The 18289-nt window shown below is 64.2% G+C and carries 17 protein-coding genes and 1 pseudogene; 13 read left to right on the plus strand and 5 right to left on the minus strand.

Annotation, left to right across the window (positions count from 1 at the left end):
- Nucleotides 1-338 precede the first annotated feature (338 nt).
- Nucleotides 339-779: pseudogene (locus tag EAO39_RS22855) on the minus strand (nuclease-related domain-containing protein); the annotation flags it as partial.
- Nucleotides 780-926: 147 nt separating this feature from the next.
- Complete coding sequence (gene trxA / locus EAO39_RS00080) at nt 927-1877, minus strand: thioredoxin (RefSeq protein WP_120964999.1); 951 nt, start codon at nt 1875-1877, stop codon at nt 927-929.
- Nucleotides 1878-2229: 352 nt separating this feature from the next.
- Between trxA and EAO39_RS00085 the strand changes: the two genes are divergently transcribed.
- From EAO39_RS00085 to EAO39_RS00130, 10 genes are all read left to right on the plus strand, one after another.
- Nucleotides 2230-3195: an ABC transporter ATP-binding protein gene (locus EAO39_RS00085; RefSeq protein WP_240467061.1), complete on the plus strand. Its 966-nt coding sequence runs from the start codon at nt 2230-2232 to the stop codon at nt 3193-3195.
- On the plus strand, nt 3192-4589 hold the full coding sequence (locus EAO39_RS00090) for a hypothetical protein (RefSeq protein ID WP_120965005.1): 1398 nt from the start codon (nt 3192-3194) through the stop codon (nt 4587-4589). The genes EAO39_RS00085 and EAO39_RS00090 overlap by 4 nt, the downstream gene beginning before the upstream one ends.
- Before the next feature lie 117 nt (nt 4590-4706).
- Nucleotides 4707-5201 (plus strand): 5-(carboxyamino)imidazole ribonucleotide mutase, encoded by a 495-nt coding sequence (purE, locus tag EAO39_RS00095; protein ID WP_120965008.1) that lies wholly within the window; start codon nt 4707-4709, stop codon nt 5199-5201.
- Complete coding sequence (locus tag EAO39_RS00100; protein WP_120965011.1) at nt 5198-6367, plus strand: 5-(carboxyamino)imidazole ribonucleotide synthase; 1170 nt, start codon at nt 5198-5200, stop codon at nt 6365-6367. The genes purE and EAO39_RS00100 overlap by 4 nt, the downstream gene beginning before the upstream one ends.
- An 11-nt stretch (nt 6368-6378) precedes the next feature.
- Nucleotides 6379-7377 (plus strand): L-threonylcarbamoyladenylate synthase, encoded by a 999-nt coding sequence (locus EAO39_RS00105; RefSeq protein WP_120965015.1) that lies wholly within the window; start codon nt 6379-6381, stop codon nt 7375-7377.
- A gap of 121 nt (nt 7378-7498) precedes the next feature.
- Nucleotides 7499-8521, plus strand: a complete 1023-nt coding sequence (locus EAO39_RS00110) for an ABC transporter substrate-binding protein (RefSeq protein ID WP_120965018.1) — start codon at nt 7499-7501, stop codon at nt 8519-8521.
- On the plus strand, nt 8518-9396 hold the full coding sequence (locus EAO39_RS00115) for an ABC transporter ATP-binding protein (RefSeq protein ID WP_120965021.1): 879 nt from the start codon (nt 8518-8520) through the stop codon (nt 9394-9396). The genes EAO39_RS00110 and EAO39_RS00115 overlap by 4 nt, the downstream gene beginning before the upstream one ends.
- On the plus strand, nt 9393-10229 hold the full coding sequence (locus EAO39_RS00120; protein ID WP_120965024.1) for an ABC transporter permease: 837 nt from the start codon (nt 9393-9395) through the stop codon (nt 10227-10229). Before EAO39_RS00115 ends, EAO39_RS00120 begins: the two co-directional genes overlap by 4 nt.
- Complete coding sequence (locus tag EAO39_RS00125) at nt 10222-11085, plus strand: hypothetical protein (RefSeq protein WP_240466860.1); 864 nt, start codon at nt 10222-10224, stop codon at nt 11083-11085. Before EAO39_RS00120 ends, EAO39_RS00125 begins: the two co-directional genes overlap by 8 nt.
- A 39-nt stretch (nt 11086-11124) precedes the next feature.
- Nucleotides 11125-12294, plus strand: a complete 1170-nt coding sequence (locus tag EAO39_RS00130; RefSeq protein WP_120965027.1) for an acyl-CoA dehydrogenase family protein — start codon at nt 11125-11127, stop codon at nt 12292-12294.
- A gap of 59 nt (nt 12295-12353) precedes the next feature.
- Here EAO39_RS00130 and EAO39_RS00135 read toward each other — a convergent pair whose 3' ends face one another.
- From EAO39_RS00135 to dacB, 3 genes are all read right to left on the minus strand, one after another.
- Complete coding sequence (locus EAO39_RS00135; protein WP_120965029.1) at nt 12354-13025, minus strand: OmpW family outer membrane protein; 672 nt, start codon at nt 13023-13025, stop codon at nt 12354-12356.
- Between the two features lie 34 nt (nt 13026-13059).
- The gene (locus tag EAO39_RS00140) at nt 13060-14235 is read right to left on the minus strand and encodes an SGNH/GDSL hydrolase family protein (protein WP_120970505.1); all 1176 of its coding nucleotides are present in this window, start codon (nt 14233-14235) and stop codon (nt 13060-13062) included.
- A 188-nt stretch (nt 14236-14423) separates the two neighbouring features.
- Nucleotides 14424-15881, minus strand: a complete 1458-nt coding sequence (gene dacB, locus EAO39_RS00145; RefSeq protein WP_120965031.1) for a D-alanyl-D-alanine carboxypeptidase/D-alanyl-D-alanine-endopeptidase — start codon at nt 15879-15881, stop codon at nt 14424-14426.
- Nucleotides 15882-16077: 196 nt separating this feature from the next.
- On the opposite strand from dacB, the gene tsaB reads away from it, so the two are divergent.
- From tsaB to EAO39_RS00160, 3 genes are read left to right on the plus strand one after another with little or no spacing between them, the layout of a single operon-like run.
- On the plus strand, nt 16078-16791 hold the full coding sequence (tsaB, locus tag EAO39_RS00150) for a tRNA (adenosine(37)-N6)-threonylcarbamoyltransferase complex dimerization subunit type 1 TsaB (RefSeq protein WP_120965034.1): 714 nt from the start codon (nt 16078-16080) through the stop codon (nt 16789-16791).
- Complete coding sequence (gene rimI, locus EAO39_RS00155; RefSeq protein WP_120965036.1) at nt 16788-17297, plus strand: ribosomal protein S18-alanine N-acetyltransferase; 510 nt, start codon at nt 16788-16790, stop codon at nt 17295-17297. Before tsaB ends, rimI begins: the two co-directional genes overlap by 4 nt.
- Nucleotides 17288-18223: a uracil-DNA glycosylase family protein gene (locus EAO39_RS00160; protein WP_120965039.1), complete on the plus strand. Its 936-nt coding sequence runs from the start codon at nt 17288-17290 to the stop codon at nt 18221-18223. The genes rimI and EAO39_RS00160 overlap by 10 nt, the downstream gene beginning before the upstream one ends.
- Nucleotides 18224-18289 lie beyond the last annotated feature (66 nt).

Genomic DNA, 18289 nt, shown 5'->3' on the forward strand with positions numbered 1-18289 from the left:
CAGACGGGTACATCCTCAGGCAACCTCACAGAAGCATTCGCCACCGGTGGTGCTGCAGCCGGGTGTTCTTCCGCCTGCGCCCAAGCAGGCTCTACAGGCCCCCGGCCTCCACGCCAGACTTTATTGGCCTGCAGCTGCTTGACATGGGCCAGATGCTGCCGGTTCGTGGCCCGCCCGGGCTGCAGGCGTACGCCCTCCAGCCGCTTCAACAGCGCCTGCATTTCGTCAAGACTCCATACCGTCTGCGTAAAGCTCTGGATATAGGCCACAAAGCCGTCGCCACGCGTGACACGGGGCGGCATCACGGTCTTGAATTCGCAGTCGCCCACAAAGGCGATGACCGAATGTACCCGCTCGGCAGAAATGCCCAGCAGCTCTTGCAAGGCCTTGGTGTGCTTGTAGTTCTGGCGCAGCGGGTTTTGGAATTTGCTGCGTTTTCTGTAGATCTGCTGCGTCCACTGTGCCTGGTGCTCGCCGCCAAAAATCCAGCCCTGGTAGTTCTTGGTCTCCAGCACAAAGATGCCGTAAGGCGAAAAAATCAGATGGTCGATCTGCGTGCTGCCATCCGCGGTGGGCAAGGTCACGTTGTGCAAATCCACATAGACCTGCGGATCGAGCTTTTTTCGAATCATGCTCTGCACTGCCCGTTCGCCCCGCCAGCCCTTGAAGCGCGGCGAGCGCAGCACGCCGGCCAGCACCATGAATGCCAGCGCCAGCCCCAGATACAAAAACAGGCCATTAAAGGCCGTGGAAAGAATCTGATTCATTGATCCCTGCATGTCAAAAACTGGCGCATACAAAAGTCAGGGATGCCGAGCAAGAGCCGCCTCGCGGCGGGGGCGCCCAGGCGGGGCCGCCTAGGCGAAGGCATCCTCCCCCTCGCGTAGAGAGAGAGGGGGAAGGCGCAAAGCGCCTCAGAGGAAGCCTCAGTTCAAAGCCATGCTCAGGCGGCGGCGGTAGCTGTTGACCATGGCTGTTGCTTCGTCCTGCTCGGCGCTGTTCTTGCCCACCAGCTCGATGCCGCCTGCCGTCTTGCCGGGCACGGCATCCTGCTTTTTGGGCTTGGGCGGCGTCAGCAGCTCGAGAATGGCCACAAACAGCTTGCGAGCGGCCTGAGCGTTCCACTCCTTGTCGCGCATGATGATTTCCAGCAGCTCGTCCATGGCCAGCGTCCACTGGCTGTGCGCCAGCAGGCCGCGGGCGCGGTCGAAGCGGGCGTCGAAATCGCGTTTGTTGGCGGCAATCGCCGCGTCATAGCGGGCGATGTCGGCGTTGTCGCCGCTCATGGCAAATTCCAAGGCCTGCAGCCACTGGTTGAGGGCTTCAAAGCGCAGCGGCTGAGGAATGCGCTTGATGGGCTCGGCCAGCAGAGCGCGGGCTTCTTCAAAGCCTCCGGTAGCAATCAGCAGGCGCACATAGTCAAAACGGGCATCGTCGTTGCCGGGGTCGCTGGCCAGGGCATCGGCCAGCTTTTGCAGTGCGGCAGCGGTGTCGCCAGACTCCAGCAGGGCATGGGCTTCGTCGGTTTCGGCCTCGGCCGCCAGCTCGCCTGCCGAGGGCAGGTGCTTGTCCAGAAACGCGCGCAGCTGGCCTTCGGTCTGGGCGCCCATGAAACCGTCCACGGGCTTGCCGTCGATCATCAGCACGCAGGTGGGAATGGAACGGATGCCGAACATGCCGGCCAGTTGCTGCTCCTGGTCGGAGTCGATCTTGGCCAGCGTGAAGCGGCCTTCGTAATCCGTCTCCAGCTTCTCCAGCACCGGGCCCAGCGTCTTGCAAGGGCCGCACCAGGGCGCCCAGAAGTCCACCAGCACCGGCACTTGCGTGGAGGCGGCAACAACTTCGGCTTCAAAATTCTCTATGGTGACGTCAATCATGTGATTCCCAAGCGATGGCTTGACGTGCAGACGCCGTGGCGGGCTGCACGCCTTGATGGTTCTCAAAACCCGGTTCCTGGCCCTGCAGCAAGGCCTTGGAGGCGATGCGCAATTCTCCACGCAAATCCGCAGTCTCAGAGCTTAGGCTGACAGGCTTCAGGTCTTTGCTCTTGAAATGGAAGCTGTCTGCGCAGGATTCAAGAGCAAGTCAGGCTGTTTTCTTTTGAAATCAAGACAGAACAAGCGCTGAAAGCTCATTTTTTGCGAGCTTGAATAGCGCGACCCGCGCAGGTGCTCCGCTATATTGGCGTTTCATGCATCCAGCCGCCCAAGGAGCGCCGTCTTGATTGAAGTGTCACAACTGGTGTTTGAGTACCCGGGCCATCGCGCGCTAGACGGGGTCAGTCTGAAGATAGACGCAGGCAGCGTGACGGCGCTGGTCGGCCCCAATGGGGCGGGCAAGTCCACGCTGATGCGCTGCATTGCGGGGCTGGATCAGCCGCTGTCGGGTCAGATCCGCGTCAAAGGCCTGTCGGTGCAGGAGCAGCCGCGCGAGGTGCACCGGCATCTGGGCTATCTGTCCGACTTCTACGGCCTGTACGACCGGCTCAGCGTGGCCCGCTGCCTGCAGTACTCGGCCCTGTCCATGGGTGTGGCCGAAGATCAGGTCGCGGCCCGCGTGCAGCAGGTGGCAGCCCAGCTGGGGCTGGCGGACTTGCTGCAGCGCTATCCCACCGAGCTTTCGCGCGGCCAGCGCCAGCGGGTGGCAATTGCCCAGGCCATCGTGCACCAGCCCAGCGTGCTGCTGCTGGACGAGCCGGCCAGCGGCCTGGACCCGGATGCCCGCAGCCAGCTCTCGCAGCTGTTTCGCCATTTGCAGGCCCAGGGCATGACACTGGTGGTCTCCAGCCACATCCTCAGCGAACTCGATGAGTACTGCAGCCACATCCTGAGCATTCGCAGCGGCCGCATTGAAAGCCATGAGGCATTGCAGGCCGGCCCCGCCCTCTCCGCGACGGAGCAAGCGGCAGAACCGTCCGTGCTGTATGCGCTGGAGATTGCAGCGCCGCTTCAGACCGCCGGCTTCGAGGCCTCGCTACGCCAGGCCCTGCAAGGTTTGACGCTACAGGACTTCGACGCCAGCGGCAGCCGCCCGATTCAGCTGTGGCTGCCCGCCTCGCCCGCCGCACGCGCCAGCTGGCTGGCCGGACTGGTTCAGGCCGGCATTCCTGTCGCCGCCCTGGCCCCGGTGCGCGAACGCCTGCAGGACCGCTATGCCCGCAACGCCCAAGCGGCACAGAACCAGGAGCAGCCATGATGCGCAACCCTGAATTTCAGCGCCAGCTCTGGCTTAACTGGCGTCCCTCGCTGCTGGCCTGGAGTTTGGGCTTCACCGCCCTGATCCTGATGCTGCCGCTGGCCCTGTCCTCGCCCCAGAATCGCGGCGGCGCGCTGGGCACGACCGCCCTGGTCGGCCTGTGGGCTGCGGCGGCACTGTACGGCAGCGTGCTGGCCGGGCGCAGCCTGGGCGAGGAAGCCAACCAAAACCCCTGGGACTGGCAGCGTCTGTCGGCCCTCTCGCCCTGGCAGATGGCTTGGGGCAAGCTGCTGGGCGCAGCCCTGCCCGCCTGGCTGTATACGCTGTGGTTTGCGCTGGCCCTGCTGTTCGTCTCCACCACCTGGGTGCCGGCACCGCACGTGGGTTGGCACACCGTGGGACTGGCCGTGCTCTGGGGTCTGGCACTGCAGAGCTGGGCCATGAACTCCGTGCTAATGAGCTGGGGCCAGCACGACATCCCCGTCAACCGCCGCCGCGCGGCGCTGCTGCCCTTGCTGCTGCTGTTTTTCCTGCCCGGGCCTTTTCTGGGCCGCCTGTATCAGCAGCTGTTCGACGACAGCGGCGGGCCCGTGCTCTGGTGGGGCCTCCATGTGGGCAGCCTGGGCATGGCCTATCTGTTTGGTGCCCAGGTGCTGGGCCTGGGTCTGCTGGCACTGTGGCGCCAGCTGTGCACCCGGCTTGATGTGCGCACCCTGCCCTGGGCCTGGCCCCTGGGTCTGGCCGTGAGCGGCTGGTTTGCCGGCGGCACTTTCAACCAGGGTCTGTCGGCCTTCTGGGCCAGCACCGCCTGGCTTGCCTTGCTGGGCACGGTCTACGTCGCCCTGCAGCATATGGATCAGCACTTGCGCGCCTGGCGCCAGGTGCAGTGGTCGGCCAGCCGGGGCCGCTGGCGCGAAATGTTCGAAGCCCTGCCGCTGTGGCCCGTCAGTCTGGCCCTGGCGTTTGCGGCTTCCGTGCTGGTGCTGCTCACGCCCGGCAAGGCAGAAATCGCCATGGGCAGCGCCTCGGGCAGGTTTGCCCTGTTTTTCTGTTTGCAGCTGCTGCGCGACTGTCTGCTGCTCACCGGCTTTGCCCTGCTGGTGGGCAAGCTCAAGTCGCCCATGACCGCCTTTGTCATTGCCTGGCTGATCATCAACATCGCCGCGCCGCTGCTGGCCTTTGGCGTGGCCGGCCATGCCGGCGCCACCCTGGTGCAACCCGTCATCGCCCTGCTGTACTCCAGCATGGATGCAGACACCGTACGCCACGGGCGGGACTGGCTGCCCTGGATGTCGCTGGGTCTGCAGACGCTGCTGGCCCTGGGCTGGGTGATCTACATCTTCCGCGACCGGGTACTGGGCTTTGCACGCGAGAGCCGGGCCCACGGAGTCTGAGCACAGCCCCTACAGCGGCCCTTGGCGGCCGCGCAACTAACCCGTTGCTGCCGCTGCCAATGCTAAAACCGTAAAATCGGGGGTTCCACTAGGCCGGGCGGCAGCGCCCTGAAGAACATGAACCCCATCCAAGTTGGCGTGGTCATGGGTTCCAGCAGCGACTGGGACACCATGCAGCACGCAGTTGCCATCCTCCAGCAATTCGGTATCGCCTTCGAGGCCAAGGTCGTTTCGGCCCACCGCATGCCGGACGACATGTTCCGCTTTGCCGAAGCTGCTGCCGATCGCGGCATCAAGGCCATCATCGCCGGGGCCGGCGGCGCCGCCCACCTGCCCGGCATGATTGCCGCCAAGACCACCGTACCCGTGCTGGGTGTGCCCGTGGCCAGCCGCCATCTGCAAGGCGTGGATTCGCTGCACTCCATCGTGCAAATGCCCAAGGGCGTGCCCGTGGCCACCTTTGCCATCGGCAATGCCGGTGCCGCCAATGCTGCACTGTTTGCCGTGGCCCTGCTGGCCAATGAAGATGCTGCGCTGCGCGCCAAGCTTGAAGCCTTCCGCGTCGAGCAGACCGAAGCCGCCCGCAATATGACGCTGCCGGTGAACGAATGAACGACAAACAAGTCATTCTTCCCGGCGCCACGCTGGGCGTGCTGGGCGGCGGCCAGCTGGGCCGCATGTTTGCCCACTCCGCACAAGCCATGGGCTACTTCACGGCCGTGCTGGACAAGGACGAAACCAGCCCCGCAGGTCTGGTGAGCCACCAGCACATACGCACCGGCTATGAAGACCCGCAAGGCCTGGCCGAACTGGCCAGTGTCTGCGCTGCCGTGACCACCGAATTCGAGAACGTGCCTGCCGCTGCGCTCAACCAGCTCGCGGCCAGTCTGCCCGTCTCGCCTGCCGGCTCCGCCGTGGCCATTGCCCAGGACCGTGCGGCCGAAAAAGCCCATTTTGTGAAGTGCGGCGTGCCCTGCGCGCCTTACGCCGTGATCGAGACCCCCGAGCAGCTGACCGCCGTCAATGACGCGCTGCTGCCCGGCATCCTGAAAACCTCCCGCATGGGCTATGACGGCAAGGGCCAGATCCGCGTCAAGACCCGCGCCGAGCTGATTGCCGGATGGGACGAGCTGGGCCGCGTGGCCTGCGTGCTGGAGAAAATGCTGCCGCTGGCCCACGAATGCTCGGTCATCGTGGCCCGTGGCCGTGACGGCACCATCGTCAACCTGCCCGTGCAGCGCAATCTGCACCGCGACGGCATTCTGGCCGTGACCGAGGTTTACGAAGGAAACCTGCCTGCAACGCAAGTGGAACAAGCGATTACGGCTGCGAAATCCGTAGCAATCGGCCTGGACTACGTCGGCGTGCTGTGTGTGGAATTCTTTGTGCTGGACAACGAGCAGCTGGTGGTCAACGAAATTGCCCCACGCCCGCACAACAGCGGCCACTACAGCCAGAACGCGCTGGACGTGTCGCAGTTTGAGCTGCAAGTGCGCTGCATGACCAATCTGCCCCTGGTGCAGCCGCGCCAGCACAGCGCCACCATCATGCTCAACCTGCTGGGCGACCTGTGGTTCAAGGACGGCGGCGATGCGCCCGTGGCTCCGGCCTGGGATCAGATCCTGGCCCTTCCCGGCTGCCATCTGCATTTGTACGGCAAGGTCGATGCCAAGCGTGCCCGCAAGATGGGTCACCTGAACATCACCGCCGCCACACCCGAGCAGGTGCGCGCCACCGCGCTGAAGGCCGCCGAAATCCTCGGCATTCCCGCGTTTTAAGAGGACGACACGTGATTCTGGATGGAAAGCTGGACGCCTCGGTACAAGCCGCCGCCGCCGCCCTGCAAAACGGGCAGCTGCTGGGCTTGCCCACCGAGACGGTTTACGGTCTGGCCGCCGACAGCGACAACGATGCTGCCGTGGCGCAAATCTTTGCCGCCAAGGGCCGGCCAGCCAACCATCCGCTGATCGTGCATGTGGCCGACGCCGGCGCCATCACCCGCTATGCCAAGGAGGTACCGGTCTTTGCCCAGCAACTGATCGATGCTTTCTGGCCCGGCCCGCTGACCCTGATCCTGCCGCGCCTGCCCCAGACTGCCAAGGCCTCGACCGGCGGCCAGGACAGCGTGGGACTGCGCTGCCCGTCCCACCCCGTGGCGCACGCCGTGCTCAAAGCCTGCCAGCAGCTTCAGCCCCCGGTCTGGGGCGTCTCTGCGCCCAGCGCCAACAAGTTCGGCCGCGTCAGCCCCACCACGGCCCAGCACGTGGCCACCGAGTTTGGCGACGCGTTGCTGGTGCTGGACGGCGGCGCCTGCGAAGTCGGCATTGAATCCACCATAGTGGACTGCACGCGCGGCGTGCCCGTGCTGCTGCGCCCAGGCTCCATCACCCGCGACGATATCCAACAGGCTTGCGGCCTGCGACCGCTCTCGAAAGATGAGCTCCCAACGCATACGCCAAGAGCATCAGGCACACTTTTGGCGCATTACGCGCCGAATGCCAAGGTGCGCCTCATGGACGCCAAGCAGCTGCAATCGGCGCTGGACATTCTGGGCAGTGAAGGCAAGCACATTGCGGTCTATCACCGCAGCCCGCTGCAATGCGCATCTCCGGCCATCACGCTGCGCGCCATGCCCCAGCAAGCCCTGGACGCAGCGCGCGAGCTGTTCGGCATGTTGCGTGACTTTGACGAAGTCGGCGCCCAGCTGATCTGGATCGAAACCCCGCCCGAAACGACAGACTGGGAAGGCGTGCGCGACCGCCTACTGCGCGCCGCCGCTGCGGGTTAAACGGCCCCAAACAAGCTCTTTAGCTAAGTTCAAAGTAAAGATACAAATTTTTATTCGTTTTCTTTATTAGCGGCTTTCTCTAACCTTTGATGCATCAACTGCAACATCAAAGGTCAGAACCATGGGTACCCGCCGCGACGCGATTGGCAAGCTTCTCTTCATCAGCTCGGCTTCTCTGGGCCTCGCGGCCTGCTCCCGCTCGGACAACTCGGCAAGCAGCTCGCCCTCGGGCAAGCTGGCCCAGAACGGCGGCAAGGTCGTGCCGTTCAACTACCCGGACAACCCTTCTTTCGATCTGATCTATCTGGCCGACCGCCTGGGTTATTTCGAGGGCACGTCCACCCGTCCCAACTACATAGGCAAGGTCGCCGCGCCGCAGATCATTCCGCTGGTGGGCACGGGCGACATCCACTTTGGCGCCCGCATGGTGCCCCTGGTGATTTCGGCGATTGCCGCCGGTGCCGACATGAAGGTGGTTGCCGCCGGCAGCAAGACGCTGCAGGAAGCGCCGCACATGAAGTACTTTGTGCGCAAGGATTCCGCCATCCGCACGCCCAAGGATCTGGAAGGCAAGACCATTGGCTTCAACAGCTTTGGTGCCTGCGCGGAGTTCGTCTCCAAGACCTATTTCCGCGAGCATGGCGCGGATGTGAACAAGATCAATTTTCTGGTCGTGCCCGACAACCAGAACGAGCAGGCCGTGCTCAGCAAGAACGTGGATCTGGCCATCATCCACCCGCCGCACTCCGGCGGCGCCGAGGCCAACCCCGAACTGCTGCGCCTGTGGAGCGACTACGACCTGGACCGGGGCCTGGGCGGCATGTCGCCCTATAGCGTCAACGGCAAGTTCGCCCGTGAGAATCCGCAGGCGGTGCGCGATGTGGTCACGGCCATCGCCAAGGCCGGCAACTGGGTCAACGCCCATACCGACGAAGCGCGCCAGTACACGGCCGAACGCCTGGGCATGGAGCTCAGACATGTGGAGCGCTATGCCTATGTGGACGACCAGATCATCACCGAGCCGCCCATCCAGTACTACATCGACATACTGGAGCGCGAAGGCAAGCTGCAGCCGGGCAAGGTCTCGGTCAAGGACGTGTACACCAACGAATTCAATCCCTTTGCCAAGGGAACGGCGGCATGAGTGGGAGCCCTGCCATCAAGATCCAGGCACGCGATGTGCGCATGGATTTCTCCATCGCCGATGACCGAGGGCGCAAGCAGCAGATCTCGGCACTGCAGGACTTCAATCTCGACATCCGCGAAGGCGAGTTCTTCACCATCCTCGGCCCTTCGGGCTGCGGCAAATCCACGTTTTTGAACGTGCTGGCCGGCCTGTCCCGCAAGACGGGCGGCAGCATAGACATAGACGGGCAGGCGGCCAGCGGCATCAACCGCCAGCAAGGCGTGGTGTTTCAGGGCTATGCGCTGTTTCCCTGGCGCAACGTGCTGCAGAACATAGAGATGGGGCTGGAGATTCGCCAGGTGCCGCGACGCGAGCGCCGGCAGACGGCCGAGCATTTTCTGCACCTGGTGGGACTGGACGGTTTTGGCCACCGCTATCCGCATGAGCTGTCCGGCGGCATGCGCCAACGTGTGGCGATTGCGCGTGCGCTGGCCTACTCGCCCAGCCTGCTGCTGATGGATGAGCCTTTTGCCGCGCTGGATGCGCAAACCCGTGAAATTCTGCAATCCGAGCTGCTGCGCATCTGGGAGCAGCACAAGACCACCATCGTCTTCATCACCCACAGCCTGGATGAAGCGATTTACCTGTCGGACCGCATGGCGGTGATGACGCACCGCCCCGGCCGCATCAAGTCCATTCTCGAAGTGCCGCTGGCCCGCCCCCGGCCTGCGGAAATCCGCCACTCGCCGGCTTTTGTCCAGCTGCGCGAGCAGGCCTGGGACATTCTGCGCGACGAGGTCGCCTTTGCCAGCGGCCACCGCCAGCAACCGCTGGCCCCCATCACGCCCAGCGCCCCCGACTATTCCCTGGCCTTGCGAGGATTTGCCGTATGACCGAGTCGACCGCCTCGGCAAGCCCCCGCGCTGCCCTCACCTTCCGCTCGGGCTTGAATTTATGGAAATTGGGCGCGAAGTGGTTGGAACGCCTGGCCTGCCTGCTCTTGTTTTTTTCGATCTGGGAGTTTCTGCCGCGTGCAGGCATCGTCAGCTCGGCCTTTCTGAGCCCGCCTTCCGCCGTGCTGGCCGCCATCGCCCAGCTGATAGAAAACGGACAGCTGAACAAGCACATCTTCGCCAGCCTGCAGCGTTCGCTGGCAGGCCTGTCGCTGGCCATTCTGGCCGGCGTGAGTCTGGGCCTGCTGATGGGTGTGATACGCCGCTTTGAAGCCTTCGTCGATCCTCTGCTGCAGCTGTTCAGACAGGTCTCGGCTCTGGCTTTGTTTCCGGTATTTCTGCTGTTCTTCGGCATTGGCGAAGCCTCCAAGATCGCCATCATTTTCTGGGCGGCTTTCTGGCCCGTGCTGCTCAATGCCATCAGCGGCGTCAAGCAGGTGGAAAAGCTGCTGATTCACTCGGCGCTGTCCATGGGTGCCACACGCGGCTTCATCTTCTTCAAGGTCATCTTGCCGGCCGCTGCGCCTTCCATCTTCACTGGCATTCGCTTGGCCGGGGCTTACTCCATCACCGCCCTGGTGGCGGCCGAGATGATTGGCTCGCACGCAGGCCTGGGCTTTCTGACGCTGAACTCACAGGAGATCTTCCAGATTCCCAGCATGTATGCCGGCATCGTCCTGCTGGCCTTGCTGGGCCTGGCGCTCAACTATGTGCTGGCCTTGCTGGAAAAGCGGCTGACGCGCTGGCGCAACGGGCTGGAGTTTCATGAGTAAGCGCAGCCCCGTCAGCACGGCGGCTGCGGCGCTCTCCTGCACTGCGGCGGTGACGGCCGTGGCTCTGGCTTGTTTCTGGCCTTCGCTGCCCGCACACTCCAGCGCCAGCCCCGGTCCGATACTGGCGCAGGCACAGCAACAAGGCGTGCTCAAGCTGGCTTTGCGCAGCTATTCGCGCCCCTCGCTGCCCCATGATCCGCTGCCGCCAGAGCCGGATGTGCTCGACCAGGCCCTGGCCCAGTGGCTGGGCCGGCAGCTGGGCGTGCGCGTACAGCTGACCTCCGTGCAGCAAGCCGATATCGCGCTGCAAGGCATGCGTTTTGAAAACGCCACCCCGCAAACCGCGAACAGCTATGCCGAGCCCGGTCTGCAACTGGTGTCGCTCAAACAGCAAGCGGCGCGCTGGCGCAGCTTTGCACCCGGCTACTGGCAGTTGTTCGAGCCAGCGGCGCGCAAGACTACGGCCGGCCCCAGCGTGTGCCTGGGCCAAGGCCTGGCTTCGGCCCAGTCCTTGCTGGCCCGAGGCTTGCAGCCGCAGATAGCACCGTCGTCCATTCACGCCATCAGCGACTTTCTGGCCGGCCGATGCGATTTGCTGGCCGATACGCCGGCCGTCATCACCCGTTTGCTGACGCAGCCATCCTGGCGCTTTTATGCCCGGCTGGGCCAGCACTTTGCACCCGATGCGCAGGCCGACATCACGCTGCGCAGCAAAGATGAGCAGTCTGCCCAATGGCTGCAGCAAAGCCTGCAGCAATGGCGCGCCAGCGGCCAGCAGCAGCAGGCTTTCAACAACCGTGTGAGCACGATTGCGCTGGAAGCGTCGCTGCTGGAAGACGGCGCCATCTGCCACTGATGGCAGACCTGGCTTCTTCAGATTTTTGATTGTTTCCTCATGTTCTCTTGCGCCTTCAAAGACGTTCTCTCCACCCTTGCAAAAACTGCGGTTGCGCGGGATCGCCAGGGCGGCCACGCAGCTCATGAAAAAGTGCTGCTGCGCGATGCTGGCCTGCTGCGCCTGGCCGTGCCGCGCCAGCATGGCGGCGACGAGCGCAGCTGGCCCGATATTTACCGCCACATCCGCGCCCTGGCAGCGGTGGACAGTGCGCTGGCCCATGTGCTGGCCTTCCACCAGCTACAAGTCGCCACGGTGCTGATCTATGGCTCTGCGCAGCAACAGCACGGCTGGCTGAGGCGCACCACGGATGAAAACGGCTGGTGGGGCAATGCGCTCAATCCGCGCGACACACGGCTGCAGGCTCAGCCTCTGCCCCACACGGCCGCAGCGTCAGGCTATGAACTCAATGGCACCAAAGGCTTTTGCTCTGGCACGCGCGGTTCCCACTACCTGACCGTATCGGCCCGCGTCGAAGGTCACTCTCAGCCGGTGCTGGGCTTGCTCGAGACCGCAGCCCCCGGCATCGCCGTCAAGGACGACTGGAACCCCATGGGCCAGCGCCAGACCGATAGCGGCTCCGTGCAGTTCACCCAGGTGTATTTGCCCGCCAGCGCCGTAATGCGCGATGAAGCGGCCAGCACCAGCGCGTTCCACACCTTGCGCAACTGCCTGGCCCAACTGGTGCTGGTCAATCTGTTTGTGGGCGTGGCCCAGGGCGCGCGCCAGCAGGCCCGTGACTATGCGCTGCAGCATGCCAAGCCCTGGATGGGCTCCACGGTGGAGCGCGCCACGGACGACCCCTATCTGCTGCGCCGCATGGGCGAGATGCAGGCCCAGATCTCGGCCGCCGCGCTGATGGCCGACCACGCGGCCGCACTGCTGCAAAAAGCCTGGCTTCAAGGTGACAGTCTCGGCAGCCAGGAGCGGGCAGCAGTGGCGATTGCCGTGTTTGAAGCCAAGGTCATGGCGCACCGCAGCACGCTGTTTGCCACGCAGGAAATGTTTGATGTGGTGGGCTCGCGCGGCACGCATGCCGATCTGGGCTTTGACCGCTTCTGGCGCAATGTGCGTACCCATACCCTGCACGACCCGCTGGACTACAAGCTGCAGGCCCTGGGCCGCTGGGCCGTGTATGGCGAAGAGCCTTCGGCACTGAACTACAACTGAGCAAACCATCACGCAAAAATCCGGGCACAGCCCGGATTTACTGATTGCTGCCAAGGCGTTTAGAAGCGGTAGCCCACGCCCAGCGAAAACACATTCGGATTGAGCTTGACGCTGATGCTTTGACCCGAGGACAGATGGATCTTGGTCTTCAAAAAGCTCTTGGAATAGGAGGCGTCCACAAACCAGCGCTCATTGAAGTTGTAGACAAAGCCCAGCTGCGCCAGCACGCCGAATTTGTCGTCCACCTTGGCCGTGGTTGGATTGGCCTGCGTACCGCCGGTCAGGCCGTTGAGCGTGGCCGTGGTCTTTTCACCAAAGAAGTGGGCATAGGTCACGCCCGCCGCCACATAGGGGCGAAAGCTGGCATTGGCCTGGTTGAAGCGGTACTGCAGCAACAGCGTGGCAGGAATCGCCTTGGTGCTGCCCAGCTTGCCCACACCGGCAATCGCACCGTCGCCCACCAGGTCATGCTTGAAAGGCGTTGCCAACGGCACATCCAGAGCCAGATTGTCGGTCACCATATAGGTGATGCCGCCTGACAGCTGGGTGCTGCTCTTGGCATCGACCTTGGTGTTGGGAAACGACGGGGCTGACAGATTGCCGCTGTCCACATCGGGGGCCAGATGGGTGACGCCCACCCGCCCCAGCCAGGAACCTGCCGTCTGGGCGCTAGCCAAGCTACAGGTAGCCAATGCCGCCACTGCCATCGCGATCCGCATGGTGTTTTTCATAGATGTCTCTCCTTGTTGTTATTGCGGAGCGGGATTACAGCCAGCCCTTTTGGGACAGCGAACGCGCGACCAGCTGGCTTAGCTGCTGGTGGCCGTAAGGCGTGGGATGGAAGCTGTCGGCAAACACATGGTGCTGCCACCAATCGGGGCTGGGCTTGCCGGGCGTCGCACTCAGAGCGGCGGCCGTGCAGGTGGGGAAGGTATAGGTGGGCAGACCGCTACCGTCCACGCCGGTGGCAGGGCACACCGGGTCCTTCACGTTGTCGAAGTCGTACTGGGCGGGGTTGCTGATCTGGCTCTTGAATTCGGTGTAGAAATCGACCAGGGCCACCTGGGATTGACCGGCCAGGCTGGCTCCCAACTGGGTATTGAACACCTGCACCAGGGAGTCGAAAGCGGCTTCCTGCTTGGCGGCTGCGGCAGCGCCCGTCTCACCGCCACCGGCGGCCTGGGCAATGCTGGCCAGGACCATCTGGAAGCGTGGCGTCTTGGTGATGGCAGGAACGTTCAACACCGCCACCCGCGTGGCGCCCTTGGCGATCACATTCTGCGCAATGGATCCAGCCAGGGTCTTGGCCAGGGTCTGGAGGTAGGCTCCAGCGGCAAGGCCGGCAAACTTGGATGCATCGCCTCCGGCCTGCGTCATCAGCGCCGTGGACGTACCCGGCGCCTTGGAATCCAGCCAGGCCACCATGGCATTGAGCGGCTGCGAATTACCTCTGGCTGCAGCAATCAGTGCGCCGATCACATCCGCAGCATCATTGGCGCCGCCATCGATGATGACCAGATCATCGGCGCTGAATCCGGCCTTGGATGCCGCCTGAATCTGCACCAGCACCGACTTCGGTGATGTCGGTGCGTCCAGCGGATTTACACGGCCGCCGCCCACCGCATAGTTGGTGCAGCTGGCGACCTCCTGGTAGGTCGTCAGGTTCTCGTCGCCCGCACGATAGTGGGCACACAAGCTCTGGCTGAACTGGTCGGCGATGCGCTCTGGCCAGATCGGGGTGGAGCCGGCACCGGTCAGGGCCGAGCCCTGCACCGTGAACTTGAAGCCGAAGGTGCCGCTGTCCGCGAGGCTGTCGCCCATGACCTTGACCGAAGTCACCTTGGCCTTGGGAGTGGTGTCTGCACCGCCACCGCCGCCGCAGGCTGCCAGCAGGCCGGCGGTTGCCAGTGCGGCAGCCAGGAGTTTGAGTTTGCTTGCCAAGATGAGGTCCTCCATCGTGTTGTTAATAGCACGGTCGTGCTTTTTCGATGTGACGCCATCCTAGCGACTCTCAATGCCAAACACACGTCGGGCAAACACTGAGAACCGGTTGACGATTTCCCGCGCTGGATTGCAGGAAAAATACAAGGTTGCGCAGGCGCCCATGCCCCGGGCGCCTAACGCCTTGACTACTGCGCTGCCGTCCAGTCGATCAGCGCATCCCAGGCCGCTCGCGCGGCGCCGGCATTGGCGTGGTTGGCCATGGCCACCAGCACATAGCGGCGGCCGTTGGCCGCATCCACATAGCCGGCCAGCGCGGTGGAGTCGCGCAGCGTGCCCGTCTTGAGGTGGGCCGCGCCGGCATATTTGCTGTTGCTGCGGCGCAAAGTGCCATCGACGCCGACGATGGGCATGGAGGCCATGAATTCCGGCATCACGGGCGAGGCCCAGGCGCTTTGCAGCATCAGACCCAGGCCGTTGGCGGTAATTGCAGCATTGCGGCTCAGGCCGGCACCGTTGTCCACGGCAGGCAGTTCGGCAGCGCCCCAGCGCGCCTGCCACCACTGGGCCAGGGCCTGGCGCGAAGCCTCGAAGCTGGCCACGCCGGTGCGCTGCATGCCCAGGGTCAGAAACACATGCTGGGCCATGATGTTGTTGCTGTATTTGTTGATGTCGCGCACCACTTCGGACAGCGAGGGCGACTCGCTCTGGAACGCCGGTTGCAGCCCGGCCGGCACCCGGCCATCGCGCACGCTGCCGGTGAGCTTGCCGCCCAGATCGCGCCACATGCCTTCAATCGCCTTGGCCGCAAAGCGCTCGGGCTGGGCCGGAGCAATCGACCAGCTCTTGTCGCCGCACTGCGCCGGATAAGCGCCCAGGAAGGCAATGCGCTGCGGATCGTTCATGTCCAGCTGCATCTTGCTGCGCCAGTCGCCACAATCAGAATTAGGAGCAGCCAGCGGCACTGCTTCCTGATTATTCATACCAAACATTGGTGGATCGTATTGAATACGAGCGACACCAGCTCCCGAATCAGGAGCAATACTCAAAGCCAAGGCCTTGTAATTAACCAGCAGCGCATCGGGCGAGGCGTTGTAGGGCCGCCAGGGTTCGTTGTCGAAAGTGGCGGCATTGTGGGCGTCCAGCTGAAAAGCGCTGCGGTCCAGAATGATGTCGCCCACAATGACCTTCACGCCCAGGCCTTGCAGGCGGCGCAGCATCAGCCACAAGCGCTCCAGCACCAGCTTGGGATCGCCCTGGCCCTGAATGTAGAGATTGCCGCGCAGCGCGCCGTTGTCCACGCTGCCGCCCAGAAACACCGGCGTGCGCCACACATAGGCCGGACCCAGTTGATCCAGCGCCGCATAGGTGGTGACCAGCTTCATGACGGAAGCCGGATTCATGGACTGGTGCGTGCGCCAGGCCAGGCGAGGCGCGGATTTTCCGTCCACATCCATGACCAGCAGCGACACGGCATCGCGCGGAATCTTGGCGCGGGCCAGCGCCGCATCCACTGCCGCCGGAATACGGGTGTCGGACTGGGCGCTGGACTGTGCATGGGCCAGCGGCATCTGCGCAAACAGCGACAGCAGGGGCAGGCTCAGCGCGGCCAGGGTGTGGCGAAGAATGGACTTGTGGTTCAGCATGGGCCGAAGTCTACGCCGGGCCTCGACAGGCCGGGCGTCGGTACACCGGGCCGCGCTAGGCCGGGCATTGCCCGCGCCCCTGGCAGGCCGGGGGCTGGCATCCGATAATGTCGGGCTCAGCCTGTCTGCAGCACAGGTCTGCACCTGTGCGCATGCATTGCGCGATCATCCCGCGCACCGAACCAGCAGCCTCGCCATGAATTTTCTTGCCCTAGACACCAGTACCGATACCCTTTTTGTTGCCGTCCAGCGTGGCGACGCCATCTGGCAGTACAGCGGTCCTGGGGCGCAGCAATCCTCATCCCAGCTGCTGCCCGCGATTCGCCAGCTGATGAGCGAAGCAGGTCTGGCCTTCAAGGAGCTGGACGCCATCGCCTTTGGCCGCGGCCCCGGCTCCTTCACCGGTCTGCGCACGGCCTGCGCCATTACTCAGGGCCTGGCTTTTGCCGCCAAAGTACCGGTACTGCCCATAGATACGCTGCTGGCCGTGGCCGAGGAAGCGCGCCAGCTGCACGGCTGCAACGAAGTCATGGCCGTGCTCGATGCCCGCATGAACGAGGTCTACCATGCCCCGTTTAGCTATGAAAACGGCGACTGGATCGTCCCCGAAGACTTCGGCCTGTGCGCTCCCGAGGCGCTGCAGGTGCCCGCAGGGCTGACGGTGGCCGGCAATGCCCAGCATGTCTACCCCGAACAGCTGGCGCCCCAGGCTGCGCATGTCCATGCCCTGCCCACGGCCACCGCCTTGCTACGCCTAGCTCCGGCCCTGTTGGCAAAAGGCTGCGCCGTGCCGGCAGAGCAGGCCCTACCCCGCTATATCCGCGATAAAGTGGCCAAAACCACGGCAGAACGCGAAGCGGAAAAAAGGGCCGCCCAGCTGGCCGATACACCCGCCACTCCCACACCATGAGCCAAGCCCCCAGTCACACCGATCGCGCAGCGCTGCAAGACCAGGCGGCGTCTCTGGTGCATTTCGAACCGCTGTCGGCGCTATGGCTTGATGTGCTGCTTCCTATCGAGGCACAGGCCTATTCCCACCCCTGGACACGCGGCAACTTTCAGGACGCCATGGTGGCCGGCTACGAAACCCAGTTGCTGGTGGACGAAAACCACCAGCTGCTGGGCTATTTTGTGGCCATGACGGTGCTCGACGAGGTGCATTTGCTCAACATCACCGTCAACCCGCTCTACCAGCGCCAGGGCTGGGCCCGGGTCATGCTCGATGCCCTATCGCTGTGGGCACGCCAGCAAAATGCGCAGTGGCTGTGGCTGGAAGTGCGGGCCAGCAATACCCGCGCCCGCGAAATCTACGCCTTGCATGGCTTTGCCGAAGTCGGCCAGCGCAAGAACTACTACCCCACCCCCGAGGGCCCGCGCGAACACGCGGTGCTGATGAGTCTGAAGTTATGGCCATGAACCTGGACGCCCGCCAGCGGGCCATGCTGGAAGCCATGGGCATTACCGTCTGGCTGCCCGAGCCGGCGCTGGAAGCGCCCGCTAGGGTCGCCGTGGCTGCCCCGGCAGCTGCTGCCTTTGAAAGCATGGTTGCCGCTTCGGCAGTGGCCTCAGCTGCGCCTGTGGTCCCGCGTACCGAGCCAGCGACACCAGTCCACCACCCGGTGCCACCCGTGGCAGAGCAGGCCGCTGCGGCTCAAGCCGCGCCCATGCCCGCTCCTGCTCCGGCCGCAGCGCCGGTGGCCAGACCGGCCCCCACAGCCACCCGCCCCGGCACGCCGATTCAGGGCAGCAGCACGCGTGCACCGCAACGCTATGTGCAGCAGCCGGCCGCTGGCCCGGCGGGCGAGCCCGGCCTGGGCTGGAAGCTGGGCCAGGCCCAGCTGGTCTACCCCGATGCAGCGCAGCCGGGCGCACAAGGCGGCTGGCTGATCTTGCTGGAGCCGCCCGCCAATCCGCTGCCGCTGACGCCCGATCAAAAGCCCGGCCCCGGCAGTGCGCAGACCGCGCTGCAAGGCGATGCCGCCAAGCTGCTGGACAATATGCTGCGGGCCCTGAATCTGCAGCAGCACCCGCGCGTCTACAGCGCGGCACTGCACCGCGCCGCGCCCGATGCCGATCTGAGCCAGGCCGAACCCGTGCAACCGGCGCTGCAAGCGCTGCTGCAGCAGCTGCGCCCGGACTGCGTGCTGGTGCTGGGCCTGGCCAGCGCCCGTGCCGTATTGGGCCGCCATGATGCGCTGGGCCGCCTGAGGGCCGAACCCCACCGCATTGCCGGCGTACCCACCGTCGTCACCTACGACCCCAATTACCTGTTGCGCGCTCCCCAGGCCAAGGCTGGTGCCTGGGCCGATCTGTGTGCCGCCCAGGCTTTGGCGACAAAATGATGACAAAGTCGCTTGGCCTGCATACCCGCTATGCCATGCATGGCAGCAAAGCATGCTGCAGTGCAA

Origin of the sequence: Comamonas sp. lk (assembly GCF_900564145.1) — a bacterium.
Lineage (GTDB): Bacteria > Pseudomonadota > Gammaproteobacteria > Burkholderiales > Burkholderiaceae_C > Comamonas.